This window comes from Cyanobium sp. ATX 6A2 (genome assembly GCF_024346355.1).
GTDB lineage: Bacteria > Cyanobacteriota > Cyanobacteriia > PCC-6307 > Cyanobiaceae > NIES-981.
The window spans coordinates 11,302-36,465 of the sequence record NZ_JAGQCU010000023.1 but is presented as its reverse complement, the minus strand read 5'-3'; the positions used below and the strand labels follow the sequence as shown (position 1 = coordinate 36,465).

The window sequence follows — 25,164 nt, the reverse complement described above, 5'->3', positions numbered from 1 at the left end:
AACCAGACGGAATCTCCAGTACCCCCTCCCGATCGGGAGGGGGTTTTTTCATGCAACAGCTGAGGCACAAAGCGGCGCTCTCTGCGCTGCGGGCGGCTCCCCTACGCTCGCCGCAATGGGTCCTTGCTAAAGCCGATGGTCGGACTTGAACCGACGACCTACTGATTACGAATCAGTTGCTCTACCACTGAGCTACACCGGCGCCACCACGAAACTACCACTTGAACGGAGTCACTTCCGACCATGGCCAAGGGCTCTGAACCATCCCAGATCGACCCTGCTCTGCGGGCCCGGCTGCTGCAGGAGGCGCGCACACCCTGGCGTGGTCTGCGGCGGGCCCTGTGGCTAGCCCTCACCGCCTCCGCAGCCCTTGGACTGGCCACGATGGCTATGCGATCCGCCGGTGGCGGTGAGGTGCCGTCAGCTGACCTGCTGATCCAGGTCACCGCCCTGCTCGTCTGTGGTGCTCTGCTCTGGTTCGATCGCAACCGCCTCCCCACCAGTTGAACGGTCTGTGGATCCGGTGGTTGCTTCAGGCGGCGTTGCGGCGCTGCTGGGGGAGTCAGGAGGTGGATTTCGGCCGGGGTGACCCAGCGTCAGCGGGCTGAGGATCAGCAGGGGGAGCCCAAGGCTCAGCCGCTCCCTGGCCAGGCGCTCGGCCGGCAGCGGTGCCACTGCTGCCAGGGTGCCCGGAGGGCGCGAGAGCAGCCAGAGGCTCTGCACCAGCTGCTGCCACTGCCACACCAGCAGCGCCAGCAGCAGGGTGGCCAGCAGCAGACTCACCAGGCGATTGCCGTCGTCGAGGGGCGAGAAGGGCCCGGCCAGGGCGGCGCGGCTGTCGAGGGTCCACAGCAGCGGCAGCAGGACCGCGGCACCGGCCACCAGCAGCAGCCTCGCAGGCAGCGCCTCCTGGGCCGCCACCAGGCGGCGCTGGGCGGTACTGCGGGCTCCCAGGGGAACCTGAATCAGCAGCAGCGAGCAGCAGTCGGCGGGCCTCTGCCAGAGCAGCAGGGCCGGAGCCAGGGCTCCCAGCCCCCAAACCAACAGACGCTCCAGGGCCGGCAAGGGCCCGGGGTCGGCCCCGGCCAGCAGCAGCACCAGCAGCAGCAGCTCCAGGGGGATGGCCCCGACGGCGATCAGCTGTAGCCAAAGGAGGGGCTCGCTGCGCGGATTCACGGCCAGGGGCCTCCTGAGGGGTGCCGGGGGGATCAGGTGCTGAGCGTCCGGCGCTGGGTCACCAGCTTGAAGGCCTCGATGCGATCGCCCTCCTGCCAGCCGCTGAAGCGGTCACAGGAGACACCGCACTCGAAGCCGGTGGCCACCTCCTTGACGTCGTCCTTGTTGCGACGCAGGGAGTCGAGGTCGCCCTCGTACACCTTCTCCTTGCCGCGCCACACCCGCAGTTTGGCGTTGCGCTGCAGCTTGCCGGTGGTGACATAGCAGCCGGCGACGGCGCTCTTGCCGATCGTGAACACGGCCCGGACCTCGGCCTCGCCCAGGGGCTCCTCCACCAGCTCGGGCTCCAGAAGTCCCTCCATGGCCAGCTGGATGTCCTCCAGCAGTTTGTAGATCACGTCGTAGTCGCGCACATCCACACCGGTGGCATCGGCGGCGCGCTTGGCGCCGGACGCCATCGAGGTGTTGAAGCCCACGATCACGGCGCCGGAGGCGGCTGCCAGGTCCACGTCGGTTTCGGTGATCTCGCCCGGTGCCGAGAGCAGCACCCGCACCTGCACCTCACCCTGGGGCAGCTGCTCGAGCGAGCCGAGAATGGCCTCCACCGAGCCCTGCACATCCGCCTTGAGGATCAGGTTGAGCTCCTTCAGGTCGCCTTCGCTGGCCTGACCCGACATCGAGGCCAACGACACCCGTCGTGACGCCATCTGCTGGGCCAGGCGGGTGGCCCGGGCCTCACTGGCCCGGTCGCCCACCACCGCGCGGGCAGCCTTCTCATCGGTGTACACCTCGAACTCGTCGCCGGCGGTGGGCACCTCGCTGAAGCCGAGGGCCTCCACGGCCGAGGAGGGCCCGGCCGTCTTCACCCGTTTGCCGGTGTCGTCGACCATGGCGCGCACCTTGCCCAGCACCGGGCCTGCCGCCAGCACATCGCCGCTGCGCAGGGTGCCGTTCTGGATCAGCAGCGTGGCCACGGGGCCCTTGGCTTTGTCCAGGTGGGCCTCGATCACGGTGCCGCGGGCCATCCGGTCGGGGTTGGCCTGGAGGTCTTCCACCTCGGACACCAGCAGCAGCATCTCCAGCAGCTTGTCGATGCCCTCGTCCTTGATGGCACTCACCGGCACCATCACCGTGTTGCCACCCCAGTCCTCGGCCACCAGGTCCTGGCCAGAGAGTTCCTGCTTCACCCGCTCGGCAGAGGCCCCCTCCTTGTCGATCTTGTTGATCGCCACCACGATCGGCACCTTGGCGGCCCGGGCGTGGCTGATCGCCTCCAGGGTCTGGGGACGCACGCCGTCATCGGCGGCCACCACCAGCACGGCGATGTCTGTGACCTTGGTGCCGCGGGCGCGCATGGCTGTGAACGCCTCGTGGCCTGGAGTGTCGAGGAAGGTGAGCCGCCGCAGCTCGCCGCCTTGATCGATCTCCACCTGATAAGCGCCGATGTGCTGGGTGATGCCGCCGGCTTCTCCGGCGGCCACCCGGGTCTTGCGGATGGAGTCGAGCAGGCTGGTCTTGCCGTGGTCCACATGGCCCATCACGGTGACCACCGGAGGCCTGCGGATCAGGTGCTTGAGGTCGCTCTCCTCGATCATCTCCACCGTCTTGGCGGCAGCCTCCTCCACGTCGTCCTGGAGCACCGGCACGCCGAACTCCTGGGACACGGTCTCGATCGTGGAGAGGTCGAGGCTCTGGGTGACCGTGGCGATGATGCCTTTGAAAAAGAGGCTCTTGATGATCTCGGAGCTCTCCAATCCCAGCTTCTCGGCCAGTTCCTGCACCGTGAGGTTGCCCTCGGGCACCACCAGCATTTCCGGCCGTTGCTGCTTGGCCTCGCGGGCGGCCCGCAGTTCCATCGCCCGGCGGCGCTGGCGCTGGCGGGTGGTTTCCTTGCGGCGCTTGCGCACGGCCACGGTGGGTCTGGGCGTCCGGCTGGCAGCGCCGCGGGGCTTGGCGGGGCGGGCCAGGCTGGCCTGCAGCACCACCGCCTCCTGCTCGCCGGCGTAGCCACCGGTTTCGGCCGTGAGGGCATCATCGTTCTCGCCGATGATGTGAACCTTGGGCCGCAGCCGCTGGGGCGAGCGGCTGCGCAGGGCCTCCAGCTTGGCGCTGTCATCCCAGTCGGGCCTGCGGGGCCGACCGGTGGGACCGACGGGGGCCCGGAAACCGGGCCGACGCGGAGCCGAGGGCGGCGTGGCGGTGGGCCGCGCCAGATCCGGACTGGAAGGTGCGCCGGCGGCCGTTTCGCCCCGCTCCCCGGAGCGCCGCGGCGGTGGTGCCGGGGTGCGGCCCGAGGGGTTCTGGAGCTGCATCAGCTCCCCCGGCGCCATGGGCTTGCGCATGCCGGCGGGCATGCCGGGCCGGGTGGGGGGTGCGGCGCGACCGGGACCACCGGCAGGGGGGGCGCCGGCGGGAGGCCCCCCTGCGGGAGGGGCGCCGGCGGGAGGGCTGCTGCTGTCGCGGCGGATCGGCTTGCCCACCAGTTCCAGCCGGCTGGGGCCTGGCCGGCCCGACTGGCTGGGCCTGGTGGGGGCGGGGCCCCCGGAGCGCTTGGGCGCCATCGGCCGGGGGCTCACCGGGGAGCGGTTCACCGGAGCTGGCGGACGGCTGGGGCTGGGGCTGGGGCTAGGGCCGCCAGGGCCGGCGACCGGCTTGCCGACGATCTGCGGTCGTGTCGGGGCGCCGGGGCGGGCCGGTATCTCAGGCCTGCGGCTGCTGCTGGGCGGTGCCGGCCGCGCTGGCTTGGAGGCGATCACCACCGGCGGCGTGCCCGCGGGCTTGGCGGCAGGGGCTGGCGCAGGTCGGGCCGGCGGCGCGCTGGCTGTGCGGGCGGGAGCCGGGGACGCGGGCCTGGCGGGAGCGGCCGGCGCGGCCGGAGCCTTCACGGCCGGGGGTTTGGCGGTTGGGGGCTGGGCTGGGGCGGGCTTGGCCGCCGGTTGCCCCGGGGCGGCGGGGCGCAGGGGCGCGCTCGGCCTGGCGGGCGCGGGGGCAGCGGCGGGCTTCGCCGGCGCTGGAGGAGCAGCGGCTGCCGCTTTCTTCACGGTGAGGATCGCCTTGGTCGCGGGAGGACTGGCCGGCTTGCCGCCGGAGCCGTTGCTGCCCTTCTCCAGCAGCTGGCGGATCCGGGACGCTTCGCCGTCGCTGATGGAGCTGCTGTGGCTTTTCACGGCCAGCCCGAGCTTCTCGGCGGCATCGAGCACGTCCTTGTTCTCCAGGCCCAAGTCCCGTGACAGCTCGTAAATCCGCACTTTGCCGCTGCTGGTCATTCAGATCTCCAATGGACAGGTCCCCTGGCCGGCGAAGCCGCTGCAGGGGACACCGGCCGCCAGCGCACAGCGGCCAACTGCCATCTTGCCTCAGTGGGGGTGATCAGCGCCTTTCCCCCGCCAGCAATCGCTGTTCCAGTTGATCCAGCAGGGTGTCATCCACCGGGCAGCGCAGGGCTCGCTGCAGGCGCCGCCGGCGACGGGCCTCCTCCAGGCAGGCCGGGTTGGGGCAGAGATAGGCCGAGCGGCCCATGCCCCGGTCAAGCCCCAGGCCGCCGCCGGCCAGGCGGATGACCCGCCACAGCTGGCTGCGATCGAGCAGCTGCCGGCAGGCCACGCAGCGGCGCATCACCGGCCGTTCCGTCACAGACCTCAGCTCTCCTGCAGCGCGCCGGGCGCATCTTCGCTGTCCATCTCCTCCGCCTCGTCCGACTCCTCCTGCTCGTCCTCCGGCAGGGGATAGAGCTCCCGCAGACGGGCATCCTCCTCGGCGCGGGCGGCCTGTTCCACCTCCAGCCGGGCTTCGGCCTCGGCATGGAGGCGCTCCTCCTCCTCGCGGTGGGCGACCAGCTCGGCCACCACCGCATCCTCGGATGCCTGGTCGTACTCGCTGGCGTTCTTGATGTCGATCTTCCAGCCCGTCAGACGGGCCGCCAGACGTACGTTCTGCCCCTCCCGGCCGATCGCCAGGCTGAGTTGGTCGGGGGGCACCAGCACGTGGGCGTGGTGGCCGTCGGGATCCACCAGCCGCACCATCTCCACCCGGGCCGGGCTGAGTGAATTGGCGAGGTACTGGCCGGGGTCGGGCGACCAGCGGATCACATCGATCTTCTCGCCCCGCAGCTCGTTCACCACCTGCTGGATGCGGGAGCCGCGGGCGCCGATGCAGGCTCCAACCGGATCCACCTCCCGTTCCACCGAATCCACGGCCACCTTGGTGCGGGGTCCCACCGAACGGCTGGGGGGATTGGCCTCCCGGGCCACGGCCACGATCCGCACCGATCCCTCCTGGATCTCGGGCACCTCGTTCTCGAACAGATACACCACCAGTCCAGCGTTGGCCCGGCTCACGAACAGCTGCGGTCCGCGCCGGGGCACCTCGCTCACCTCCTTGAGGAACACCTTGAAGGTGGCGTTGGCGCGGTAGTTGTCGTTGGGCAGCTGGTCGCGGCGGGGAAGCTCAGCCTCCACCTCCGGTCGGCCCAGGCCGCTGCTCACCGCCATGATCACGCTCTGGCGCTCGAAGCGGATCACCCGGGCGGTGAGTACCGGATCCTCCAGGTCGGCGAACTCCTCCTGGATCATGCGGCGCTGCTGGTCACGCAGCTTCTGGGCCAGCACCTGTTTGGTGGTGGCGGCGGCCATGCGGCCGAAGTCATCCTTCTCGGGGGTGACATCGAGCACCACCGTGTCGCCGATCTGGGCGTCCTCGGCCACCTGGCGCACCTCGTCGATGGCGATCTGGTGATCGTCGCTCTCCACCTCCTCCACGATGATCTTGGAGGCCAGCACGCGGTAGCCCTCCTCCTCGAGGTCGAGCTGCACGTCGAAGTTGGAGAAGTACTCCTCCTCGAAGGGGTCCTCGCTGATGCCGAGGTAGAGGGTGCGGCGGTAGCGCTCGTAGCCCTTCAGCAGCGCCTCGCGCAGGGCCGCCTCCACCACGGCGGGAGCCAGTTTCTTTTCCTCGCTGATGTCGTCAACGAGGTTGTTCAGGCCGGGGAGCAGAACCAGAGCCATGGGTCTTCAGTTTTGAGGTGATTCGGTTGTGGGGTGGATTCAGTTGTCGTTGCCGCCGACATCGCCGGCACCCACCAGGCGCACGGTGATGACGTCCTCGCGGGGGATCCGCTTGGTGCGGCCGCGGATGTTGATCCGCAGTTCGCTGGCTGTGCGTTCGAGCAGCAGCCCGTCGCCCTGCGCCTCGCACCCCCGGCCATCGCGGTAGCGCACGGCCACCGGAAATCCGCGGAAACTGCGGAAGTCGCGGTCGTCGCGCAGTTCCTCGCTCAGACCGGGGCTGCTGACCTCCAGAACATAGGCCGCCTCCCCCAGCAGCCCCGCTGCCTCGAAGGCCTCGCCCAGAGGAGCGCTGAGGCTGGCGCAGTCATCCAGGCTGATGTCGTTGCCATCACTGCGCTGCACCAGCACCTGGAGGGTCAAGGGGATGCGGTGGGTTTCGAGCTGCACGGCGCGCAGCTCGAAACCCACCTCGCCCAAAGCGTTCCGGGCGAGCTGTTCGAGCTCGGGGATCAGCGGATGGGGCACGGCGGAGTGCGGGCGCTCACCCCAACCTACGAATCGGATCCCGCCGGCCCCGTGGCGCCGCCCAGGTTGATCACCGGCGCCTCGTCGTAGTAGTCGCTCTGCACCACGGTGCCGCGCTGGCTCACGTCCTGGTTGAGGCACTGGGCCCGCTTGTCGTCGCTGCGCAGGAACTGGCACACCCGTGCCCAGAGCTTGGCCCGGGTTCCCGGGGCCCCCTGGCTGAAGTGCACGAGGTCGTTGCCGCCGACCATGCCCTGGATCTCCACCTGACAAACGCTGCAGCGCTGACGGCTGCCGGGAGGAATTGCTGCCATGGTGCGCAGGAAAGCAGGGAAGCAACTTAAACGGATGCGCCTGCTGCAGATCAGCGACCCCCACCTGCTCGCCCACCCCGAAGCCTGCTACCGCGGCCGGCGGCCGTCCCGGCATCTGGCGGAGGCCCTGCGCCAGGGGGCGGCGCTCGATCCGCCCACCGATCTCCTGCTGATCAGTGGCGATCTCTGCCAGGACGAAAGCTGGGGCGGCTACGCGCGCCTGCGCCAGCTCCTGGAGCGTTGGCCCACCCCGGTGGCGCTGCTGAGCGGCAACCACGACCATCCCCAGCTGCTGCGGGCCGCGCTGGGCCGCCGGGCGGTGCTGTCCCCGGCCCTGCTGGAGCTGGGGGGATGCCGGCTGGCGCTGCTCGACAGCCACCAGGCCGGCCGCGTTGGCGGAGCTCTGGGACAGCGCCAGCTGCACTGGCTGGCCGCCGCTCTGCAGCGCTGGGCAGCCGATGCGCCGCGGCCCCTGCTGGTGGCGGTGCATCACCCGCCGGTGCCGATCGGCGATCCCACCATGGATGCCATCGCTCTGGAGGACGGAGCCGAGCTGCTGGCCCTGCTGCGCCCGATCCCATCCCTGGTGGGGGTGGTGTTCGGCCATGTGCATCAGCACTGGCAGGGCGAGCTGCCGGGGCGGCCGGAGGTGGCGCTGCTGGGGTGTCCCTCCACGCTCTGCGGGTTTGGCCCGGTGCAGCCCTGCCCCCTGGGGCGTGCCGATGATCCCGGAGGCCGCTGGCTGGAGCTGGGAGCGGCAGGCGGGCTGCGCCAGGAGCTGCTGCGCTGGCCGGCGCCAGCCCCGACGCCTGCCTAGCGTCATTCCCCACCGCGCGCCTGCTTCCACCGTGACGTTGTTTCCGGCCCGGCTCCTGGCCCTGGCCCTGGTGCTGGCCGGCCTGCTGCTGCTGGTGTCGCCGCCCGCCCTGGCCGTCAGCCCCGCCGAGGTCGCCGCCCACGCCGAGGGCGACAGCGCCGCTCCCCACAGCTTCGTGGCCGCTGCCGCCCGCGCCGTGGCCCCGGCGGTGGTGCGCATCGACATCGAGCGCAGCGTTGCCCGCCAGCCCTTCGATCCGGTCCTGCTGGATCCGCTCCTGCGCGACCTGTTCGGCGATCCCTCCGGCAGCCGCCGCGAGCGCGGCCAGGGCTCGGGCGTGGTGATCGACGCCGGCGCCGGCCTGGTGCTCACCAATGCCCACGTGGTGGACCAGGTGGACAGCGTGGAGGTGACCCTCGCCGATGGTCGTCAGCTGGACGGCGAGGTGGTGGGCGCCGATCCGGTGACCGACCTGGCGGTGGTGCGGGTGCGGGGTGTGCGGGATCTGCAGGCCGCGGCGCTGGGCGATTCCGAAGCCCTCGAGGTGGGCGACTGGGCCATCGCCCTGGGCAGTCCCTATGGCCTTGAGCGCACGGTGACGCTGGGGATTGTGAGCAGCATGCATCGCGACATCAACAGCCTCGGGTTCTCCGACAAGCGCCTCGATCTGATCCAGACCGATGCGGCCATCAACCCCGGCAATTCCGGTGGGCCGCTGATCGACGCCGCCGGGCGCGTGATCGGCATCAACACCCTGGTGCGCTCCGGTCCGGGCGCCGGGCTGGGCTTTGCCATCCCGATCAACCTGGCGCGTCGGGTGGCCGACCAGCTGGCCAGCGGCGGTCAGGTGGTGCACCCCTATCTGGGCCTGCAGCTGGTGCCGCTCACCGCCCGTCGTGCCCGCGAGAACAACCGCGATCCGGCAGCCCTGCTGCAGCTTCCCGAGCGCGATGGCGCCCTGGTGCAGCGGGTGCTGGAGAACAGCCCGGCGGAAACCGCCGGCCTGCGCCGCGGCGATCTGGTGGTGAGCGTGGCCGATCAAACGATCCGCGATCCGGCGGCGCTGCTGCAGCGGGTGGATCGCTCGGAGGTGGGCCAGCCCCTGGCGATCACGGTGCTGCGGGGCCAGCGGGAACTGCGGCTCACGATCCGCCCCGCTGCCTTGCCTCAAGTGGGATGAGCATTGCTACCGTCGCGGACCATGGTCCGAATCGATGGCAAACCTGCAGGATCAGATGAAGCAGGCGGTGGCGGCCGCCGCCACCGAGCAGATTCGCAGCGGCATGGTGGTGGGCCTGGGCTCGGGATCCACCGCCGCCCTGATGATTCAGGCCCTGGGGGCCAAGCTGCGCAGCGGCGAGCTCAGCGACATCACCGGCGTGACCACATCGTTTCAGGGGGAGGTGCTGGCGGCTGAGCTGGCCATCCCCCTGCGCAGCCTCAACGCCGTGGACCGCATCGATCTGGCCATCGACGGTGCCGACGAGGTGGATCCCTCCTTCCAGCTGATCAAGGGCGGCGGCGCCTGCCATGTGCAGGAGAAGCTCGTGGCCTGCCGGGCTGATCGCTTTGTGGTGGTGGTGGATGCCACCAAGCTCGTGGACACCCTCAATCTGGGCTTCCTGCTGCCCGTGGAGGTGCTGCCCGGCGCCTGGCGCCAGGTGCAGGCCCAGCTGGCCGCCATGGGCGCCGCCGCCGAGCTGCGCATGGCCACCCGCAAGGCCGGCCCGGTGGTGACCGACCAGGGCAATCTGGTGCTCGATGCCCGCTTCACCGGCGGCATCCCCGATCCCCAGGGGTTGGAGCCGGCGATCAACAACCTGCCGGGCGTGCTCGAGAACGGCCTGTTCGTGAACCTCGCCGATCAGGTGCTGGTGGGCGAGATCGTCGACGGTGTTGCCGGCGTGCGCGATCTGCCGAAACGCTGATGACGGCCCTGCTGGCGCCGCTGCTGGCCCTGCTGCTCACCCTGGCGCCGGGTCCGGCGAGTGCCGAGCGGACCTACCGCTGTGATGGCGATCAGCTGCTGGCCCGCAGCGATCAGGGGCCGGTGGATGCCGTCGGCATCCCCAACGTGGTGGCCGGCACCGTGCCCGGCGCCTTCGTGGTGCTGCGCTGGCGCAACCTGGCGTTGCAGCTGCCCCGCACCAACAACGCCGGTGCTCCCAGCTACACCGACGGCAAGTGGTGGTGGAGCCTGGAGGATCCCGACCATCCGAGCTTCCGCCTGCGCCAGGGTCTGGGCACGGTCGAGGCGTTCAGCTGCGAACCCGACCCGGCAGCAGGCTGATCAGCCCTGCTGCAGCCGCCGCCGCACCGACTCGGCGTGGCTGTGCAGGCCCTCGCTCTCGGCCAGGGTCACCACTGCCGCTCCGGTGGCCTCGAGGGCCTGGCGGTTGAACCGGATCATGGAGGTGTGGCGCAGGAAGGTTTCCACGCTCAGGGCCCCGGCGAAGCGGGCCGTGCCGCTGGTGGGCAGGGTGTGGTTGGGGCCGGCCAGGTAATCGCCCACCGCCTCAGGACTCCAGGGGCCGAGGAAGATGGCTCCCGCATGGCGGATGCGCTCCGCCAGTGGTTCGGGGTCCTCCACCAGCAGCTCGAGGTGCTCGGGCGCGAAGCGATCGCTGAGGGCGGCGGCGCTCTCCAGGTCGTCGCACACCACCACCAGGCCCCAGTCGCGGATCGCCGCACGGGTGATCGCGGCCCGGGGATGGCCTGCGAGCTGGTCCTCCAGGGCCGCCGGCAGGCTGGCGGCAAGCTCCTCGCTGGTGGTGAGCAGGATGGCGGCCGCCAGGGGATCGTGCTCGGCCTGGGCCAGCAGGTCGGCGGCCACCTGATCCACCCGGGCGCAGTGGTCGGCGATCACCAGAACCTCGCTGGGGCCTGCCAGCGAGTCAATCGCCACCTGCCCGTAGACGGCCTTTTTGGCCAGGGTCACGTAGAGATTGCCAGGGCCGCTGATCACGTCCACCCGCGGAATGCTCTCGGTGCCGTAGGCCAGGGCTGCCACCGCCTGGGCTCCGCCCACCCGGTAGATCTCCTCCACGCCGGCCAGGTGCGCTGCGGCCAGCACGGTGGGGTTGGGATCACCGTGGGGTCCCGGCGGGGTCACCATCACCAGCCGCTCCACCCCCGCCACCCGGGCGGGCACCGCGTTCATCAGCACGGTGCTGGGGTAGGCGGCCCGGCCGCCGGGCACGTAGAGGCCGGCGCGCTCCACCGCCCGCCAGCGCCGGCCCAGCCGCTCGCCGTGGGGCCCCTGCAGCTCGAGGTCGGCCGGCATCTGGCGCTGGTGGAAGGCCAGGATGCGCTCATGGGCGAGCTCCAGGGCCCGGCGCAGGGTTGGGTCGCAGGCCTGCCAGGCGGCCGCCAGCTGCTCCGGCGGGATGCGCAGGGGCTCCGGGCGCACGCCATCGAAGCGCTCACTGAGCTCCAGCAGGGCCCGGTCGCCCTGCTGGCGCACCTGCTCGAGGATCGCCTCGACGCTGCGGGCCGCCTCGGTCATCTGGGCGCCGCCGGTGCGATCGGAGATGGCCGTGAGCCGTTCGGCGGCACCATCGCGCTGGTGGATACAGATGATGGTGACCCCATCCGCGGGGGCTGCGCCCGAGAGGGGGGCTGTGCCCGGGAGGGGGGCGGGGGAGGCAAGCACGGCGTGCACCCGGAGGCTTGGCCACTCAAATTAGGGCGCTGGCGATCGGAGCTGAACCGTGCCCCGGCGGGCCTGGAGGTAAGGTGGTCGATCGCCGAAAACAGCTTTTCTCAGCCTGTGGCTAATAACACGTCGTCGAAGAAGCGGATCGAGATCGCCGAGCGCAACCGACTGCGCAACCGCTCCTACAAGTCGGCCCTGCGCACGCTGATGAAGCGCTGCTTCACGGCCTGCAGCGCCTACAGCGGCGAGAGTGGCGAGGCCAGCCGCGAGGCCGTGCAGCAGAGCCTGAATGCCGCCTTCAGCAAGATCGACAAGGCCGTCAAGGTGGGGGCGCTGCATCGCAACACCGGCGCCCACCAGAAGTCGCGGCTGAGCGCCGCCGCCAAAGGCGCCCTGGATCCCACCGCAGAAGCCTGATCGGCCCCGCCAGCATGGGGGCGATTCCGGCTCCGGCCCGCGCCATGACCCCGCCCGCATCCGCTGTTGTCACGGCTGTTGCCGATGCCACGGCTGTTGCCGATGTCTTGGCTGCGCCTCCTGAAGAGGCGATGCTGGTCGACTCCCACTGCCACATCGTTTTTCGCGACTTCAACGACGACCTCGAGGCGGTGGCTGCGCGCTGGCGCCAGGCGGGCGTGAAGGCCCTGGTGCATGCCTGTGTGCAGCCTGCGGAGATCCCGGCCATCCGCGCCCTGGCCGATCGCTTCCCGGAACTGCGTTACTCGGTGGGGGTCCATCCGCTCGACACCCAGCACTGGGCCGCGGAGACCCAGCAGGATTTGCGGGACGCGGCCCGGGCCGATTCCCGGGTGGTGGCCATCGGCGAGCTGGGCCTCGACCTGTTTCGCCAGACGAATCTGGAGCAGCAGCTGGCGGCGCTCCGCCCCCAGCTGGATCTGGCCGTTGAGCTGGATCTGCCGGTGATCATCCACTGCCGCGACGCGGCGCAGCCGATGCTGGCGGAGTTGCGCCAGCGGGCCGAGGCCGGCCGCTGTCCCCGCGGGGTGATGCACTGCTGGGGGGGCACCCCCGAGGAGATGGGCGGCTTTCTGGAGCTGGGGTTGTACATCAGCTTCAGCGGCGTCGTCACGTTTGCCAAGGCCGAGGCCACCCACGCCTGTGCCCGCCAGGTGCCTGCCCACCGCTATCTGGTGGAAACCGATTGCCCCTTTCTGGCTCCGGTGCCCCGCCGCGGCAAGCGCAACGAGCCGGCCTACGTGGCCGCCGTGGCGGCTCGGGTGGCCGAGCTGCGCGGCGAACCGCTGGCGGTGGTGGCCCGCACCAGCAGCGCCAATGCAGCCAGGCTCTTCGGGCTGCACTTTGACAATGTATGATGATTCATTGGTCTGGACGCGAATCCGCTCCTTGTTGTCGAAGTCTGCAGCCCTGAAGCGCGTTTCCTGAAAGCAGCCCCCCGGGCAGCCGTTCCCTTTGCGGGGGGCGGCTGTTTGTGTGGAGTGCCGTCTTTGCTGATGCCCGGATGATCTCCGGGTACGCCCGCGCTTCAACGCTGTCAGGCCGACAGACCACTTTTTTCACCCGTTCCTGCAGGTTCACCGCATGAGCAGCGCGATCCAGGTCGCCAAGACCGTCACTTACCTGCCCGATCTGGTGGAGGTGCAGCGGGCGAGCTTCAAGTGGTTCCTGGAGAAGGGCCTGATCGAGGAGCTGGAGAGTTTTTCGCCGATCACCGACTACACGGGCAAGCTCGAGCTGCATTTCATCGGCAGTGAGTACCGGCTCAAGCGGCCCCGCCACGATGTGGAAGAGGCCAAGCGCCGCGACGCCACCTTCGCCTCGCAGATGTATGTCACCTGCCGGCTGATTAACAAGGAAACCGGAGAGATCAAGGAGCAGGAGGTGTTCATCGGCGAACTGCCCCTGATGACCGAGCGCGGCACCTTCATCATCAATGGCGCCGAGCGCGTGATCGTGAACCAGATCGTGCGCTCTCCCGGTGTTTATTTCAAGGATGAGCAGGACAAAAACGGTCGCAAGACCTTCAACGCCAGTCTGATCCCCAACCGCGGCGCCTGGCTGAAGTTTGAAACCGACAAGAACGATCTGCTGCATGTGCGGGTCGACAAGACCCGCAAGATCAACGCCCACGTGCTGATGCGTGCGATCGGTCTGTCGGACAACGACGTGCTCGACAAGCTGCGCCATCCTGAGTATTACCAAAAGTCGATCGAGTCGGCGAACGACGAGGGCATCTCCTCGGAAGACCAGGCGCTGCTGGAGCTCTACAAGAAGCTGCGTCCCGGCGAGCCGCCGTCGGTGAGTGGCGGCCAGAGCCTGCTCAACAGCCGCTTCTTCGACCCCAAGCGCTACGACCTGGGCCGGGTGGGGCGTTACAAGATCAACAAGAAGCTGCGGCTCACGATCCCCGATGCGCTGCGCACCCTCACCCCCGAGGACGTGCTCAGCACGATCGACTATCTGATCAACCTGGAACTCGATGTCGGCGGCGCCAGCCTCGATGACATCGACCACCTCGGCAACCGCCGCGTGCGCTCGGTGGGCGAACTGCTGCAGAACCAGGTGAGGGTGGGCCTCAACCGGCTCGAGCGCATCATCAAGGAGCGCATGACCGTGGGCGAAACCGAGTCGCTCACCCCGGCCCAGCTGGTGAACCCCAAGCCCCTGGTGGCGGCGATCAAGGAGTTCTTCGGCTCCAGCCAGCTCAGCCAGTTCATGGACCAGACCAACCCCCTGGCCGAGCTCACCCACAAGCGCCGCATCAGCGCCCTCGGCCCCGGCGGTCTCACCCGCGAGCGGGCCGGCTTCGCCGTGCGCGATATCCACCCCTCCCACTACGGCCGCATCTGCCCGATCGAAACCCCCGAGGGTCCGAATGCCGGTCTGATCGGTTCGCTGGCCACCCACGCCCGGGTGAACGAATACGGGTTCATCGAAACCCCGTTCTGGAAGGTGGAGAACGGCATCGTCCTCAAGCAGGGCGATCCCATCTACCTCTCGGCCGACCTCGAGGATGAGTGCCGCGTCGCCCCCGGCGACGTGCCCACCGATGCCGAAGGGCGCATCACCTCCGAGCTGGTGCCAGTGCGCTACCGCCAGGACTTTGAGAAGGTGCCTCCGGAACAGGTGGACTATGTCCAGCTCTCGCCGGTGCAGGTGATCTCGGTGGCCACCTCCCTGATCCCCTTCCTCGAGCACGACGACGCCAACCGTGCCTTGATGGGCTCGAACATGCAGCGTCAGGCGGTGCCGTTGCTGCGCCCAGAGCGTCCCCTGGTGGGCACGGGCCTGGAAACCCAGGTGGCCCGCGACTCCGGCATGGTGCCCGTGACCCGGGTCGCGGGCACGGTGACATTCGTGGACGCCACGGCGATCGTGATCCGCGATGAGGATGGTGTTGATCACACCCACTACCTGCAGAAGTATCAGCGCTCCAACCAGGACACCTGCCTCAACCAGCGGCCGATCGTGAAGCAGGGCGACCAGGTGATCTCCGGCCAGGTGCTGGCCGATGGTTCGGCCTGCGAAGGCGGCGAGATCGCCCTTGGCCAGAACGTGCTGATCGCCTACATGCCCTGGGAGGGCTACAACTACGAGGATGCGATCCTTCTCAGTGAACGTCTCGTGACCGACGATCTCTACACCTCGGTGCACATCGAGAAGTATGAGATCGAGGCCCGCCAGACCAAGCTCGGACCGGAAGAAATCACCCGCGAGATTCCCAATGTTGCTGAGGAGAGTCTCGGCAATCTTGACGAGATGGGCATCATCCGCATTGGCGCCTTCGTGGAGAGCGGCGACATCCTGGTGGGCAAGGTGACGCCCAAGGGCGAATCCGATCAGCCACCGGAGGAGAAGCTGCTGCGCGCGATCTTCGGTGAGAAGGCCCGCGATGTGCGCGACAACTCCCTGCGCGTGCCCGGCACCGAGCGTGGCCGGGTGGTGGATGTGCGCATCTACACCCGCGAACAGGGTGATGAGCTGCCGCCGGGCGCCAACATGGTGGTGCGCGTCTATGTGGCGAAGCGCCTGAAGATCCAGGTGGGTGACAAGATGGCCGGCCGCCACGGCAACAAGGGCATCATCAGCCGCATCCTTCCCAGGGAGGACATGCCCTACCTGCCCGATGGCACCCCCATCGACATCGTGCTCAACCCCCTGGGGGTGCCGAGCCGCATGAACGTGGGCCAGGTGTTCGAGTGCCTGATGGGCTGGGCCAGCTCCCACCTCCACTGTCGTGTCAAGGTGGTGCCCTTCGATGAGATGCACGGGGCCGAGAAGTCGAAGCAGACGGTGCAGACCTTCCTCGAGGAGGCGGCCGCCCAGCCCGGCAAGGAGTGGGTCTACGACCCGGAGAATCCCGGCAAGATCCAGCTCACCGACGGCCGTACCGGCGAACCGTTCGACCAGCCGGTGACCGTGGGTTATGCCCACATCCTCAAGCTCGTGCACCTGGTGGATGACAAGATCCACGCCCGCTCCACCGGCCCCTACTCGCTGGTGACCCAGCAGCCCCTGGGCGGCAAGGCCCAGCAGGGCGGTCAGCGCCTGGGCGAGATGGAGGTGTGGGCCCTCGAGGCCTATGGCGCCGCCTACACCCTGCAGGAACTGCTCACCGTCAAGTCCGACGACATGCAGGGCCGCAACGAGGCCCTCAACGCCATCGTCAAGGGCAAGCCGATCCCCAGGCCCGGCACCCCCGAGTCGTTCAAGGTGCTGATGCGCGAGCTGCAGTCCCTCGGTCTGGACATCGCCGTCTACACCGATGAGGGCGAAGAGGTCGACCTGATGCAGGACGTCAACCCCCGCCGCAGCACCCCCAACCGGCCCACCTATGAGTCTCTCGGCGTCGCGGACTACGACGACGACTGATTTCCGCTGCGTTTTCTCTGTCTTCTCTGCTCTCCGCGCGCCCTGTCCCCATGTCCAACAGCAATCTCCGCACCGAAAACCACTTCGACTATGTGAAGATCACGCTCGCCTCCCCTGAGCGGATCATGGAGTGGGGGCAGCGCACCCTGCCCAACGGTCAGGTGGTGGGTGAGGTGACCAAGCCGGAAACCATCAACTACCGCACCCTCAAGCCGGAGATGGACGGCCTGTTCTGCGAGCGGATCTTCGGTCCCGCCAAGGACTGGGAGTGCCATTGCGGCAAGTACAAGCGGGTGCGCCACCGCGGCATTGTCTGCGAGCGCTGCGGCGTGGAGGTCACCGAGAGCCGCGTGCGCCGCCACCGCATGGGCTTCATCAAGCTGGCGGCTCCGGTGAGCCATGTGTGGTATCTCAAGGGGATCCCCAGCTATGTGGCGATCCTGCTCGACATGCCCCTGCGCGATGTGGAGCAGATTGTCTACTTCAACTGCTACGTGGTGCTCGAGCCGGGCGATCACAAGTCGCTCACCTACAAGCAGTTGCTCACCGAAGACGAGTGGCTGGAGATCGAGGATGAGATCTACGCCGAGGATTCCGACATTGAGAATGAGCCCATGGTGGGCATCGGCGCCGAGGCCCTCAAGCAACTGCTGGAGGATCTCGACCTCAATGAAACCGCCGAGCAGCTGCGGGAGGAGATCGCCGCCAGCAAGGGCCAGAAGCGGGCCAAGCTGATCAAGCGCCTGCGCGTGATCGACAACTTCATCGCCACCTCCGCCCGGCCCGAGTGGATGGTGCTCGATGTGATCCCCGTGATTCCTCCCGATCTGCGCCCGATGGTGCAGCTCGATGGTGGCCGCTTCGCCACCAGCGATCTCAACGATCTCTACCGCCGGGTGATCAACCGCAACAACCGCCTGGCGCGGCTGCAGGAGATCCTGGCCCCCGAGATCATCGTGCGCAACGAGAAGCGCATGCTGCAGGAGGCCGTTGATGCCCTGATCGACAACGGTCGTCGCGGCCGCACCGTGGTGGGTGCCAACAACCGCGCCCTCAAGTCGCTCAGCGACATCATCGAAGGCAAGCAGGGCCGCTTCCGCCAGAACCTGCTCGGCAAGCGGGTCGACTACTCCGGTCGTTCGGTGATCGTGGTGGGCCCCAACCTGAAGATGCACCAGTGCGGACTGCCCAAGGAGATGGCGATCGAGCTGTTCCAGCCGTTCGTGATCCATCGCCTGATCCGCCAGAACATCGTCAACAACATCAAGGCTGCCAAGAAGCTCATCCAGCGCGCCGACGATGAGGTGATGCAGGTGCTGCAGGAGGTGATCGAGGGTCACCCGATCCTGCTCAACCGGGCTCCCACCCTGCACCGCCTCGGCATCCAGGCCTTCGAACCCAAGCTGGTGGATGGCCGCGCCATCCAGCTGCACCCGCTGGTGTGCCCGGCCTTCAACGCCGACTTCGACGGCGACCAGATGGCCGTGCACGTGCCGCTGGCGCTCGAGGCCCAGACCGAGGCCCGCATGCTCATGCTGGCCAGCAACAACATCCTCTCGCCGGCCACCGGCGAACCGATCATCACCCCGTCCCAGGACATGGTGCTCGGCGCCTACTACCTCACGGCCGAACAGCCCGGTAAGGGCAAGCCCGAGTTCGGCGACCGTTCCCGCACCTTCGCCGGCCTCGAGGATGTGATCTCCGCTTTCGAGGACAAGCACCTCTGCCTGCACGACTGGATCTGGGTGCGCTTCCCCGGTGCGGTGGAGTGCGACGAGGAAGAGCAGGAGCCCCAGAAGCAGGACACCCTCAGCGACGGCACCCGTATCGAGCAGTGGCTCTACCGGCGTGATCGCTTCGATGAGGACGGCGCCCTGATCAGCCGTTATCTGCTCACCACCGTGGGCCGCGTGGTGATCAACCACACGATCATCGACGCCGTGGCTGCCACCTGATCCGGCCCAAGTCTCCGTTCCACCACCTCGATTTTTCCTGCGCGCAGCCATGACCGCCACCCCCACCAACCCCGTCGCCGCCACTGCGGCCCTCTCCCGCCAGGCGCCCCCGTTCCGCAATCGGATCATCGACAAGAAGGCCCTGCGCAACCTGGTGGCCTGGGCCTACAAGCACCACGGCACCGCCGCCACGGCCTCGATGGCCGATGAGCTCAAGGACCTGGGCTTCCACTACGCCACCCAGGCCGCGGTGTCGATCTCCGTGGACGATCTGCGCATCCCCGGAGACAAGGCCGCGCTGCTGGAGGAGGCCGAGGAGCAGATCACGGCCACCGAGGAGCGCTACCGACTCGGGGAGATCACCGAGGTGGAGCGCCACACCAAGGTGATCGATACCTGGACGGAAACCAACGAGCGTCTCGTCACGGCCGTGCGCCGCAACTTCAACGACAACGATCCACTCAATTCGGTGTGGATGATGGCCAACTCCGGCGCCCGGGGCAACATGTCCCAGGTGCGCCAGCTGGTGGGCATGCGGGGCCTGATGGCCAACCCCCAGGGCGAGATCATCGACCTGCCGATCCGCACCAACTTCCGCGAGGGGCTCACCGTCACGGAATACGTGATCTCCTCCTACGGCGCCCGCAAGGGTCTGGTGGACACCGCCCTGCGCACGGCCGACTCCGGCTACCTCACCCGCCGCCTGGTGGACGTGGCTCAGGACGTGATCGTGCGCGAGGATGACTGCGGCACCACCCGCAGCATCCCGATCAACGCCGATGATCGCGGCCGCTTCGGCAGCAAGCTGATCGGCCGACTGGCGGCCGAGCCGGTGCTCGATGGCGCCGGCGCCGTGATCGTGGATCGCAACGGCGAGATCGACCCCGAGGTGAGCCGGTGCATCGAAGCAGCCGGTGTGAAAACGGTGACGGTGCGCTCGCCGCTCACCTGCGAGGCCTCCCGATCCGTGTGCCGCAAGTGCTACGGCTGGGCCCTGGCTCACAACGAGCTGGTGGACCTGGGTGAGGCCGTGGGCATCGTCGCCGCCCAGTCGATCGGTGAGCCGGGCACCCAGCTCACCATGCGCACCTTCCACACCGGCGGTGTGTCCACCGCCGAAACCGGCGTGGTGCGCTCCCATGTCGACGGCACGGTGGAGTTCGGCCCCAAGGCCCGGGTGCGTGCCTTCCGCACCACCCACGGCGTCGACGCCCAGATCGCCGAAACCGACTTCACCCTCGCCGTGAAGCCCAGCGGCAAGGGCAAGATCCAGAAACTCGACATCACCGCCGGCTCGATCCTGTCCGTGTCCGATGGCGACAGCGTGCCCGGAGACACGATCCTGGCCCAGATCTCCATGGGTGCCACGGTCAAGAAGAGCGTGGAGAAAGCCACCAAGGACGTGATCTGCGACCTGGCCGGCCAGGTGCGCTACGAGAGCGCCATTCAGCCCAAGGAGGTCACCGACCGCCAGGGCAACATCACCCACAAGGCCACCCGCCTCGGCCGGCTGTGGGTGTTCTCCGGCGATGTCTACAACCTGCCCCCCAATGCCCTGCCGGTGGTGGAGGGCAACAAGCCGGTGAAACCCGGTGATGTGCTGGCGGAAAGCCGCCTGGTGAGCGAATACGGCGGTGCCGTGCGCCTGCGCGAGAGCGCCGGCGACTCCCGCGAGGTGCAGATCGTCACGGCCAGCATCACCCTCAAGGAGTTCAAGCTCATCGGCCAGTCCAGCCACACCGGCGAGAGCTGGCACCTGGAGGGCAAGAACGGCACCCGCTACCGCCTCAGCAGCATCCCCGGCAGCAAGATCGGCAATGGCGAGGTGATCGCTGAGCTGACGGATGATCGCTTCCGGACCCAGACCGGCGGCATCGTGAAGTTTGCTCCGGGGCTGTCCATCAAGCGGGCCCGCAGCGCCAAGAACGGCTACGAGGTGAACAAGGGCGGCACCCTGCTGTGGATCCCGCAGGAAACCCACGAGATCAACAAGGACATCTCCCTGTTGATGATTGAGGACGGCCAGTGGATCGAGGCCGGCACCGAGGTGGTGAAGGACATCTTCAGCCAGACCGCCGGCATCGTCACGGTGACCCAGAAGAACGACATTCTGCGCGAGATCATCGTGCGCTCAGGCACCCTGCACCTGGTGGGCGACAGCAAGACCCTGGCCAACTACGGCGAGGGCAAGCTGGTGAATGCGGGTGAGGAGATCGCCAAGGGCCTCAGCGCCGAGGCCATGGCCTTCGTGGAGGCGGTGGACACCGCCGAGGGCGCCGCCCTGCTGCTGCGTCCGGTTGAGGAGTACACGATTCCCGATCAGGCCCACCTGCCCGAGCTCACCTCGGTGAAGCAGTCCGGCGGCCCCTCCCTGGGGCTGAAGGCCACCCAGCGGCTGGCCTTCAAGGATGGTGAGCTGATCAAGAGCGTGGAAGGTGTGGAGCTGCTGCGCACCCAGCTGAGCCTGGAAACCTTCGACACCACCCCCCAGATGACGGTGGATGTGGAGACCGTGCCCGACCGCCGCGCCAAGACGATCGAGCGCCTGCAGCTGACCATCCTGGAGTCGCTGCTGGTGCGCCGCGACACCCTCTCCGATGCCAGCCACGGTTCCACCCACACCGACCTGCAGGTGGCCGACGGCGACACCGTCAAGCGCGGTGACGTGGTGGCCACCACCCAGATCCTCTGCAAGGAAGACGGCCTCGTGCAGGTGCCCGAGGTGGACGATGCCGAGCCCATCCGCCGATTGATCGTGGAGCGCGAGGAGGACACCCGGCGCATCGACCTGGGTTCGGCCCAGCCGCTGGTGAGTGAGAACCAGCGGCTGGTGGATGGGGACCTGCTGGCGGAGGGCGTGCCAGCCCCCTGCTGCGGCCAGGTGGAGGCGATCGAGGGCAACGTGCTCACGATCCGCCTGGGCCGGCCCTACATGGTGTCTCCCGACTCGGTGCTGCACGTGCGTGACGGCGAGCTTGTGCAGCGCGGTGACGTGCTGGCGCTGCTGGTGTTCGAGCGCCAGAAAACCGGCGACATCGTGCAGGGCCTGCCCCGCATCGAGGAACTGCTGGAGGCCCGCCGGCCCCGCGAATCGTCCGTGCTCTGCCGCCGCAGCGGCACCGTGGAGATCAAGCAGGGCGACGACGACGACTCCATCACCGTGACCGTGATCGAGGCGGACGACGCCATCGGCGAGTATCCGATCCTGCTGGGCCGCACCGTGATGGTGAGCGATGGCCAGCAGGTGAAGGCCGGGGATCTGCTCACCGACGGGCCGATCAACCCCCATGAGCTGCTGGAGTGCTACTTCGACGATCTGCGCAGCCGCAAACCCACCCTGGAGGCGGCCCACGGGGCCATCTCCAGGCTCCAGTTCCGCATGGTCACGGAGGTACAGAACGTCTACAAGAGCCAGGGCGTGGCGATTGACGACAAGCACATCGAGGTGATCGTGCGCCAGATGACCAGCAAGGTGCGGGTGGAGGACGCCGGCGACACCACCCTGCTGCCGGGCGAGCTGATCGAGCTGCGTCAGGTGGAGCAGGTGAACAGCGCCATGGCGATCACCGGCGGTGCCCCGGCGGAGTTCACGCCGGTGCTGCTGGGCATCACCAAGGCGTCGCTGAACACCGACAGCTTCATCTCCGCCGCCTCCTTCCAGGAGACCACCCGCGTGCTCACCGAAGCCGCCATCGAGGGCAAGAGCGACTGGCTGCGGGGCCTCAAGGAGAACGTGATCATCGGTCGCCTGATTCCGGCCGGCACCGGCTTCAGCGGCTTCGAGGAGGAGCTGCGGGCCGAGGCCGGCCCCCATCCCGACATCCTCGAGGAGGAGGCCATGGGCTATCGGCGCATGCAGAACCTGCGGCCCGACTACACCGTGGAGATGCCCGCCCCGGCGGCCTCCACCGCGGTGCTCGACGATCCCTCCGACGAGGATCTGGAGGCAACCCGCAGCCGTCACGGCATCGAGGCCAGCGTCAGCAACGTCGCCGCCTTCACCCGCCCCACGGCGGAGGAAGGGCTGGAGGAGGAACTGGTGGCCGATCCCGCCGCCCTCGAGGGTCTGCAGGAAGAGGGCCTGCTCACCGATGACTGAGCCTGCCCTCACTGCCCTGGGAACCCCCATCCCCCAGCGCCGCCTGCCCCGCTACGGCTTCCACAGCCACACCGAGCGCCTCAACGGACGCCTGGCCATGCTCGGCTTCATCGCCCTGGTGGCGGTGGAGTGGAAGCTCGGCCACGGCATCCTGATCTGGTGACCACTCCCGGCGCGGCCCCCCTCGCACCGAGCCGCCCCCTGCTGGGGCTGGGCCGGCCCGAGCTGGAACAGTGGGCCGAGCAGCAGGGCCAATCGGCCTTCCGGGGGCGCCAGCTGCACGAGTGGCTGTACGCCAAGGGGGCCCGCAGCCTCGATCAGATCACGGTGCTGCCCAAGGCCTGGCGCCAGCAGCTGGCCGAGCATCCCCCGCAGGGGGCGGCCGACTGGCTGGGACGGTCGCGGGAACTGCATCGCAGTGTGGCCCGCGACGGCACCACCAAGCTGCTGCTGGGCACTGCCGATGGCCTCAGCATCGAAACCGTGGGGATTCCGGCCGAGGGCCGGCTCACGGTGTGTGTGAGCAGCCAGGTGGGCTGCGCGATGGCGTGCCGCTTCTGCGCCACCGGCAAGGGCGGCCTGCAGCGGTCCCTGGCGGTGCACGAGATCGTCGACCAGGTGCTGAGCGTGCGCGAGGTGATGGGCGAACGGCCCAGCCACGTGGTGTTCATGGGCATGGGTGAGCCACTCCTGAACAGCGAGGCGGTGCTCCACGCCATCCACTGCCTGTGCACCGATCTGGGCATGGCCCAGCGCCAGATCACCGTGAGCACGGTGGGGGTGCCGAAAACCCTGCCCAGCCTGGCCGAGCGGGCCCTGGAGCGCCTGGGCCGCGCCCAGTTCACCCTGGCGGTGAGCCTGCACGCTCCCGATCAGCGCCTGCGGGAGCAGCTGATCCCCACCGCCCACGCCTATCCGATCGAGGCCCTGCTGGCCGACTGCCGCCGCTACGTGGCGATCACCGGCCGGCGGCTGAGTTTTGAATACGTCCTGCTGGGCGGCCTCAACGACCAGCCCCACCACGCCGAGGCCCTGGCGCGGCTGATCCGCGGCTTCCAGAGCCACGTGAACCTGATCCCCTACAACCCGATCGCCGAGGAGGAGTTCCAGCGGCCCAGCCCTGAGGCCGTGGCCGCCTTCCGCCGGGCCCTGCAGGAGCGCCACATCGCCGTGAGCGTGCGCGCCAGCCGCGGCCTCGATGCCGACGCCGCCTGCGGCCAGCTGCGCCGGCGGCTGGAGGGGGAGCTCACCACACGTTCTCGATCACATTCATCGCCTTGAGATAGGCGGGGGTCTCCTCGCCGCTATCGGTCTCTTCGCCGATGCTGTCGTCGGGGATGGCGCGGCGGGCGTTGTCGGCGATCACGGCGTTGGCCACCAGCTCCAGGGCGCCGGGGCGATCGAGGTTCTGCAGAGCCTCGGAATAGCGGCGGCTGTGGGAGGGGCGCACCGACTCCTGGCAGTAGTTGGAGAGTTCGCGGCTCTCGGTCATCACCCGGAAGGCGATCGCCTTGGTGTCGCGCTTGCCGAAGATCGCCATGTAGAGCAGGTTCACCATCGAGGCGTCGTGCACCTGGATGTCGTAGTTGCGCAGGATCTGCGGCCAGTAGCGCAGGGCCTTGAGACCCTCCAGGCCGCCTTTCTGCAGGCCCTCCTGCTCGCACCAGAGCTCGAATTCCTCCACATCGCGGGGGCAGCGCCCCAGCTGCCGCATGCCTTCGGCCAGGATCCGCCCGGCCTGGAAGTTGCGGGTGGGCTTGCCATACATCGGCAGCATCATGCTGCCGCGCACATCGGCCACCATGGCGGTGAGCTGGGTGAAGGTGTGGTCGCGCACCTTCTCCATGTCGCCGCCGCGGTTGAGGGCCGCCTCGATGCGCTGCACCCCGTAGCCCAGTTCGGTGAGCGGAAAGGGCTTGCGGCCGTAGAGGCGCTGGCGGTCTCGCCGCCGCATCGACACCGCGGAGGCCTGGTCGAGGCACTGGTCGAGCAGCAGGGTGAGCAGGGTGGGCAGGATGCCGGTGTTTTCAGCGTGGTAGGTGTGGCCGAAACCGGCAAAGATCGAGGAGATGTTCTTGGCCGCCTTGATGTATTGCGCCTCCACGTTGTGCACCCCCGGTGACACCTGAATGTTGGGGGAGATGCGATCCAGCAGCCGGGCCCCCAGCAGGGCGGTGATGGCGTTGGGGTGGCAGAAATTGGCCGTGAAGCTGTCCACCGGATCGCGCAGGGCGTCGTGGCGGTGGAAGCCGGAGAAGAAGGCCATGTTGGGCTGCCGCTCGCACAGCACGTAGGAGTCGTTGCTGAGCGGGTCGTGGCTGAAGGAGCCCGCCAGGCAGCCCAGCACCACCTGCTCGCGGCCCCGTTCGCGGCGCAGATCGCAGGCCTCCTGCAGGTCCTGCTCGATGTGGTTGCTGTTGGAGCTGAGCAGCACCAGATCGCACTGCTCGATCAATGAGGTGAGGGTGTGGGGCTGGGGCCGGCCGTCCACCGGCTGCCAGGCCATGCCCTCCATCGTGGCCACGTGGGCTGGATCCATGCCGGCGCGGTCTTTGGCGGAGAAGGCGCCGAAGAGCGACCGCCCCGGCCGTGTGGCCAGCAGCAGCCGGTCGCTGCTGCCGTGCATGGCGCTGTTGTAGGCCATCGAGGCCGGATAGAGGCCGATGCTGTAAAAGCCCACCCGGCCCTGCTCCAACGCCAGGATCCGCTGCTTCACCGTGTCCTGATCGAGGGAGTCGGCGAAAAAGCTGTTCTGCATCGGCTGAG

At 68.6% G+C, this 25,164-nt stretch carries 20 protein-coding genes and 1 tRNA gene; 12 read left to right on the top strand and 9 right to left on the bottom strand.

All coding sequences use genetic code 11. The features are described from left to right. Positions 1 to 130 precede the first annotated feature (130 nt). Positions 131 to 202: transfer RNA gene (locus KBY96_RS14950), tRNA-Thr, on the bottom strand. 41 nt (positions 203 to 243) lie between these two features. Between KBY96_RS14950 and KBY96_RS14945 the strand changes: the two genes are divergently transcribed. Beyond that, positions 244 to 507 (top strand): DUF3493 domain-containing protein, encoded by a 264-nt coding sequence (locus tag KBY96_RS14945; RefSeq protein WP_254980325.1) that lies wholly within the window; start codon positions 244 to 246, stop codon positions 505 to 507. Here KBY96_RS14945 and KBY96_RS14940 read toward each other — a convergent pair. The 6 genes from KBY96_RS14940 to KBY96_RS14915 form a co-directional block, all read right to left on the bottom strand. Then, positions 421 to 1,176 carry a low-complexity tail membrane protein gene (locus KBY96_RS14940; protein ID WP_254980324.1) on the bottom strand — a complete coding sequence of 252 codons (756 nt, stop codon included), beginning with the start codon at positions 1,174 to 1,176 and terminating at the stop codon, positions 421 to 423. The two genes, KBY96_RS14945 and KBY96_RS14940, sit on opposite strands and share 87 nt — an antisense overlap. A gap of 32 nt (positions 1,177 to 1,208) precedes the next feature. Continuing rightward, entirely contained in the window at positions 1,209 to 4,442 is a 3,234-nt protein-coding gene (gene infB / locus KBY96_RS14935; protein ID WP_254980323.1) for a translation initiation factor IF-2, read from the bottom strand. Between the two features lie 103 nt (positions 4,443 to 4,545). After that, positions 4,546 to 4,809, bottom strand: coding sequence for a YlxR family protein (locus KBY96_RS14930; RefSeq protein ID WP_254980322.1), 264 nt, complete (start codon positions 4,807 to 4,809; stop codon positions 4,546 to 4,548). A gap of 5 nt (positions 4,810 to 4,814) precedes the next feature. Continuing rightward, positions 4,815 to 6,179 (bottom strand): transcription termination factor NusA, encoded by a 1,365-nt coding sequence (gene nusA, locus KBY96_RS14925; protein WP_254980321.1) that lies wholly within the window; start codon positions 6,177 to 6,179, stop codon positions 4,815 to 4,817. Between the two features lie 39 nt (positions 6,180 to 6,218). After that, entirely contained in the window at positions 6,219 to 6,707 is a 489-nt protein-coding gene (locus KBY96_RS14920; RefSeq protein ID WP_254980320.1) for a ribosome assembly cofactor RimP, read from the bottom strand. Between the two features lie 26 nt (positions 6,708 to 6,733). Continuing rightward, positions 6,734 to 7,021 carry a hypothetical protein gene (locus KBY96_RS14915; RefSeq protein WP_254980319.1) on the bottom strand — a complete coding sequence of 96 codons (288 nt, stop codon included), beginning with the start codon at positions 7,019 to 7,021 and terminating at the stop codon, positions 6,734 to 6,736. Between the two features lie 34 nt (positions 7,022 to 7,055). On the opposite strand from KBY96_RS14915, the gene KBY96_RS14910 reads away from it, so the two are divergent. From KBY96_RS14910 to KBY96_RS14895, 4 genes are read left to right on the top strand one after another with little or no spacing between them, the layout of a single operon-like run. Beyond that, positions 7,056 to 7,838 (top strand): metallophosphoesterase, encoded by a 783-nt coding sequence (locus KBY96_RS14910; protein WP_254980318.1) that lies wholly within the window; start codon positions 7,056 to 7,058, stop codon positions 7,836 to 7,838. A gap of 31 nt (positions 7,839 to 7,869) precedes the next feature. Next, positions 7,870 to 9,018, top strand: a complete 1,149-nt coding sequence (locus KBY96_RS14905; RefSeq protein WP_396122338.1) for a trypsin-like peptidase domain-containing protein — start codon at positions 7,870 to 7,872, stop codon at positions 9,016 to 9,018. A 34-nt stretch (positions 9,019 to 9,052) separates the two neighbouring features. Beyond that, positions 9,053 to 9,766 carry a ribose-5-phosphate isomerase RpiA gene (rpiA, locus tag KBY96_RS14900; protein ID WP_254980317.1) on the top strand — a complete coding sequence of 238 codons (714 nt, stop codon included), beginning with the start codon at positions 9,053 to 9,055 and terminating at the stop codon, positions 9,764 to 9,766. Beyond that, a complete protein-coding gene (locus tag KBY96_RS14895) occupies positions 9,766 to 10,128 on the top strand; it encodes a hypothetical protein (RefSeq protein ID WP_254980316.1) in 363 nt (120 codons plus the stop codon). The genes rpiA and KBY96_RS14895 overlap by 1 nt, the downstream gene beginning before the upstream one ends. On the opposite strand, the gene hisD is transcribed toward KBY96_RS14895, so the two are convergent. Beyond that, a complete protein-coding gene (gene hisD / locus KBY96_RS14890) occupies positions 10,129 to 11,418 on the bottom strand; it encodes a histidinol dehydrogenase (RefSeq protein ID WP_396122339.1) in 1,290 nt (429 codons plus the stop codon). Between the two features lie 189 nt (positions 11,419 to 11,607). Here hisD and rpsT point away from each other — a divergent pair, with 189 nt between their 5' ends. The 7 genes from rpsT (at position 11,608) to rlmN (ending at position 23,679) form a co-directional block, all read left to right on the top strand. Then, positions 11,608 to 11,910 (top strand): 30S ribosomal protein S20, encoded by a 303-nt coding sequence (gene rpsT, locus KBY96_RS14885; RefSeq protein WP_254980315.1) that lies wholly within the window; start codon positions 11,608 to 11,610, stop codon positions 11,908 to 11,910. 131 nt (positions 11,911 to 12,041) lie between these two features. Further along, on the top strand, positions 12,042 to 12,827 hold the full coding sequence (locus tag KBY96_RS14880) for a TatD family hydrolase (RefSeq protein ID WP_254980326.1): 786 nt from the start codon (positions 12,042 to 12,044) through the stop codon (positions 12,825 to 12,827). 226 nt (positions 12,828 to 13,053) lie between these two features. After that, the gene (gene rpoB / locus KBY96_RS14875) at positions 13,054 to 16,344 is read left to right on the top strand and encodes a DNA-directed RNA polymerase subunit beta (RefSeq protein WP_254980314.1); all 3,291 of its coding nucleotides are present in this window, start codon (positions 13,054 to 13,056) and stop codon (positions 16,342 to 16,344) included. Between the two features lie 50 nt (positions 16,345 to 16,394). Next, positions 16,395 to 18,299, top strand: a complete 1,905-nt coding sequence (locus KBY96_RS14870) for a DNA-directed RNA polymerase subunit gamma (protein ID WP_254980313.1) — start codon at positions 16,395 to 16,397, stop codon at positions 18,297 to 18,299. A gap of 49 nt (positions 18,300 to 18,348) precedes the next feature. Continuing rightward, on the top strand, positions 18,349 to 22,398 hold the full coding sequence (locus KBY96_RS14865) for a DNA-directed RNA polymerase subunit beta' (protein ID WP_254980312.1): 4,050 nt from the start codon (positions 18,349 to 18,351) through the stop codon (positions 22,396 to 22,398). Continuing rightward, complete coding sequence (locus KBY96_RS14860) at positions 22,391 to 22,561, top strand: high light inducible protein (RefSeq protein WP_254980311.1); 171 nt, start codon at positions 22,391 to 22,393, stop codon at positions 22,559 to 22,561. Before KBY96_RS14865 ends, KBY96_RS14860 begins: the two co-directional genes overlap by 8 nt. Continuing rightward, positions 22,558 to 23,679 (top strand): 23S rRNA (adenine(2503)-C(2))-methyltransferase RlmN, encoded by a 1,122-nt coding sequence (gene rlmN, locus KBY96_RS14855; protein WP_254980310.1) that lies wholly within the window; start codon positions 22,558 to 22,560, stop codon positions 23,677 to 23,679. The genes KBY96_RS14860 and rlmN overlap by 4 nt, the downstream gene beginning before the upstream one ends. On the opposite strand, the gene KBY96_RS14850 is transcribed toward rlmN, so the two are convergent. After that, the gene (locus KBY96_RS14850) at positions 23,645 to 25,156 is read right to left on the bottom strand and encodes a hypothetical protein (RefSeq protein WP_254980309.1); all 1,512 of its coding nucleotides are present in this window, start codon (positions 25,154 to 25,156) and stop codon (positions 23,645 to 23,647) included. The genes rlmN and KBY96_RS14850 overlap by 35 nt on opposite strands. Positions 25,157 to 25,164 lie beyond the last annotated feature (8 nt).

Excerpts from the sequence above, each read along its gene's own strand:
- KBY96_RS14880 (WP_254980326.1), top strand. The coding sequence starts at position 12,042 with ATGCTGGTCGACTCCCACTGCCACATCGTTTTTCGCGACTTCAACGAC.
- KBY96_RS14895 (WP_254980316.1), top strand. The coding sequence starts at position 9,766 with ATGACGGCCCTGCTGGCGCCGCTGCTGGCCCTGCTGCTCACCCTGGCG.
- KBY96_RS14915 (WP_254980319.1), bottom strand. The coding sequence starts at position 7,021 with ATGGCAGCAATTCCTCCCGGCAGCCGTCAGCGCTGCAGCGTTTGTCAG.
- KBY96_RS14870 (WP_254980313.1), top strand. The coding sequence starts at position 16,395 with ATGTCCAACAGCAATCTCCGCACCGAAAACCACTTCGACTATGTGAAG.
- rpiA (WP_254980317.1), top strand. The coding sequence starts at position 9,053 with ATGGCAAACCTGCAGGATCAGATGAAGCAGGCGGTGGCGGCCGCCGCC.
- KBY96_RS14850 (WP_254980309.1), bottom strand. The coding sequence starts at position 25,156 with ATGCAGAACAGCTTTTTCGCCGACTCCCTCGATCAGGACACGGTGAAG.
- nusA (WP_254980321.1), bottom strand. The coding sequence starts at position 6,179 with ATGGCTCTGGTTCTGCTCCCCGGCCTGAACAACCTCGTTGACGACATC.
- KBY96_RS14910 (WP_254980318.1), top strand. The coding sequence starts at position 7,056 with ATGCGCCTGCTGCAGATCAGCGACCCCCACCTGCTCGCCCACCCCGAA.
- KBY96_RS14945 (WP_254980325.1), top strand. The coding sequence starts at position 244 with ATGGCCAAGGGCTCTGAACCATCCCAGATCGACCCTGCTCTGCGGGCC.
- infB (WP_254980323.1), bottom strand. The coding sequence starts at position 4,442 with ATGACCAGCAGCGGCAAAGTGCGGATTTACGAGCTGTCACGGGACTTG.
- KBY96_RS14860 (WP_254980311.1), top strand. The coding sequence starts at position 22,391 with ATGACTGAGCCTGCCCTCACTGCCCTGGGAACCCCCATCCCCCAGCGC.
- KBY96_RS14865 (WP_254980312.1), top strand. The coding sequence starts at position 18,349 with ATGACCGCCACCCCCACCAACCCCGTCGCCGCCACTGCGGCCCTCTCC.
- rpoB (WP_254980314.1), top strand. The coding sequence starts at position 13,054 with ATGAGCAGCGCGATCCAGGTCGCCAAGACCGTCACTTACCTGCCCGAT.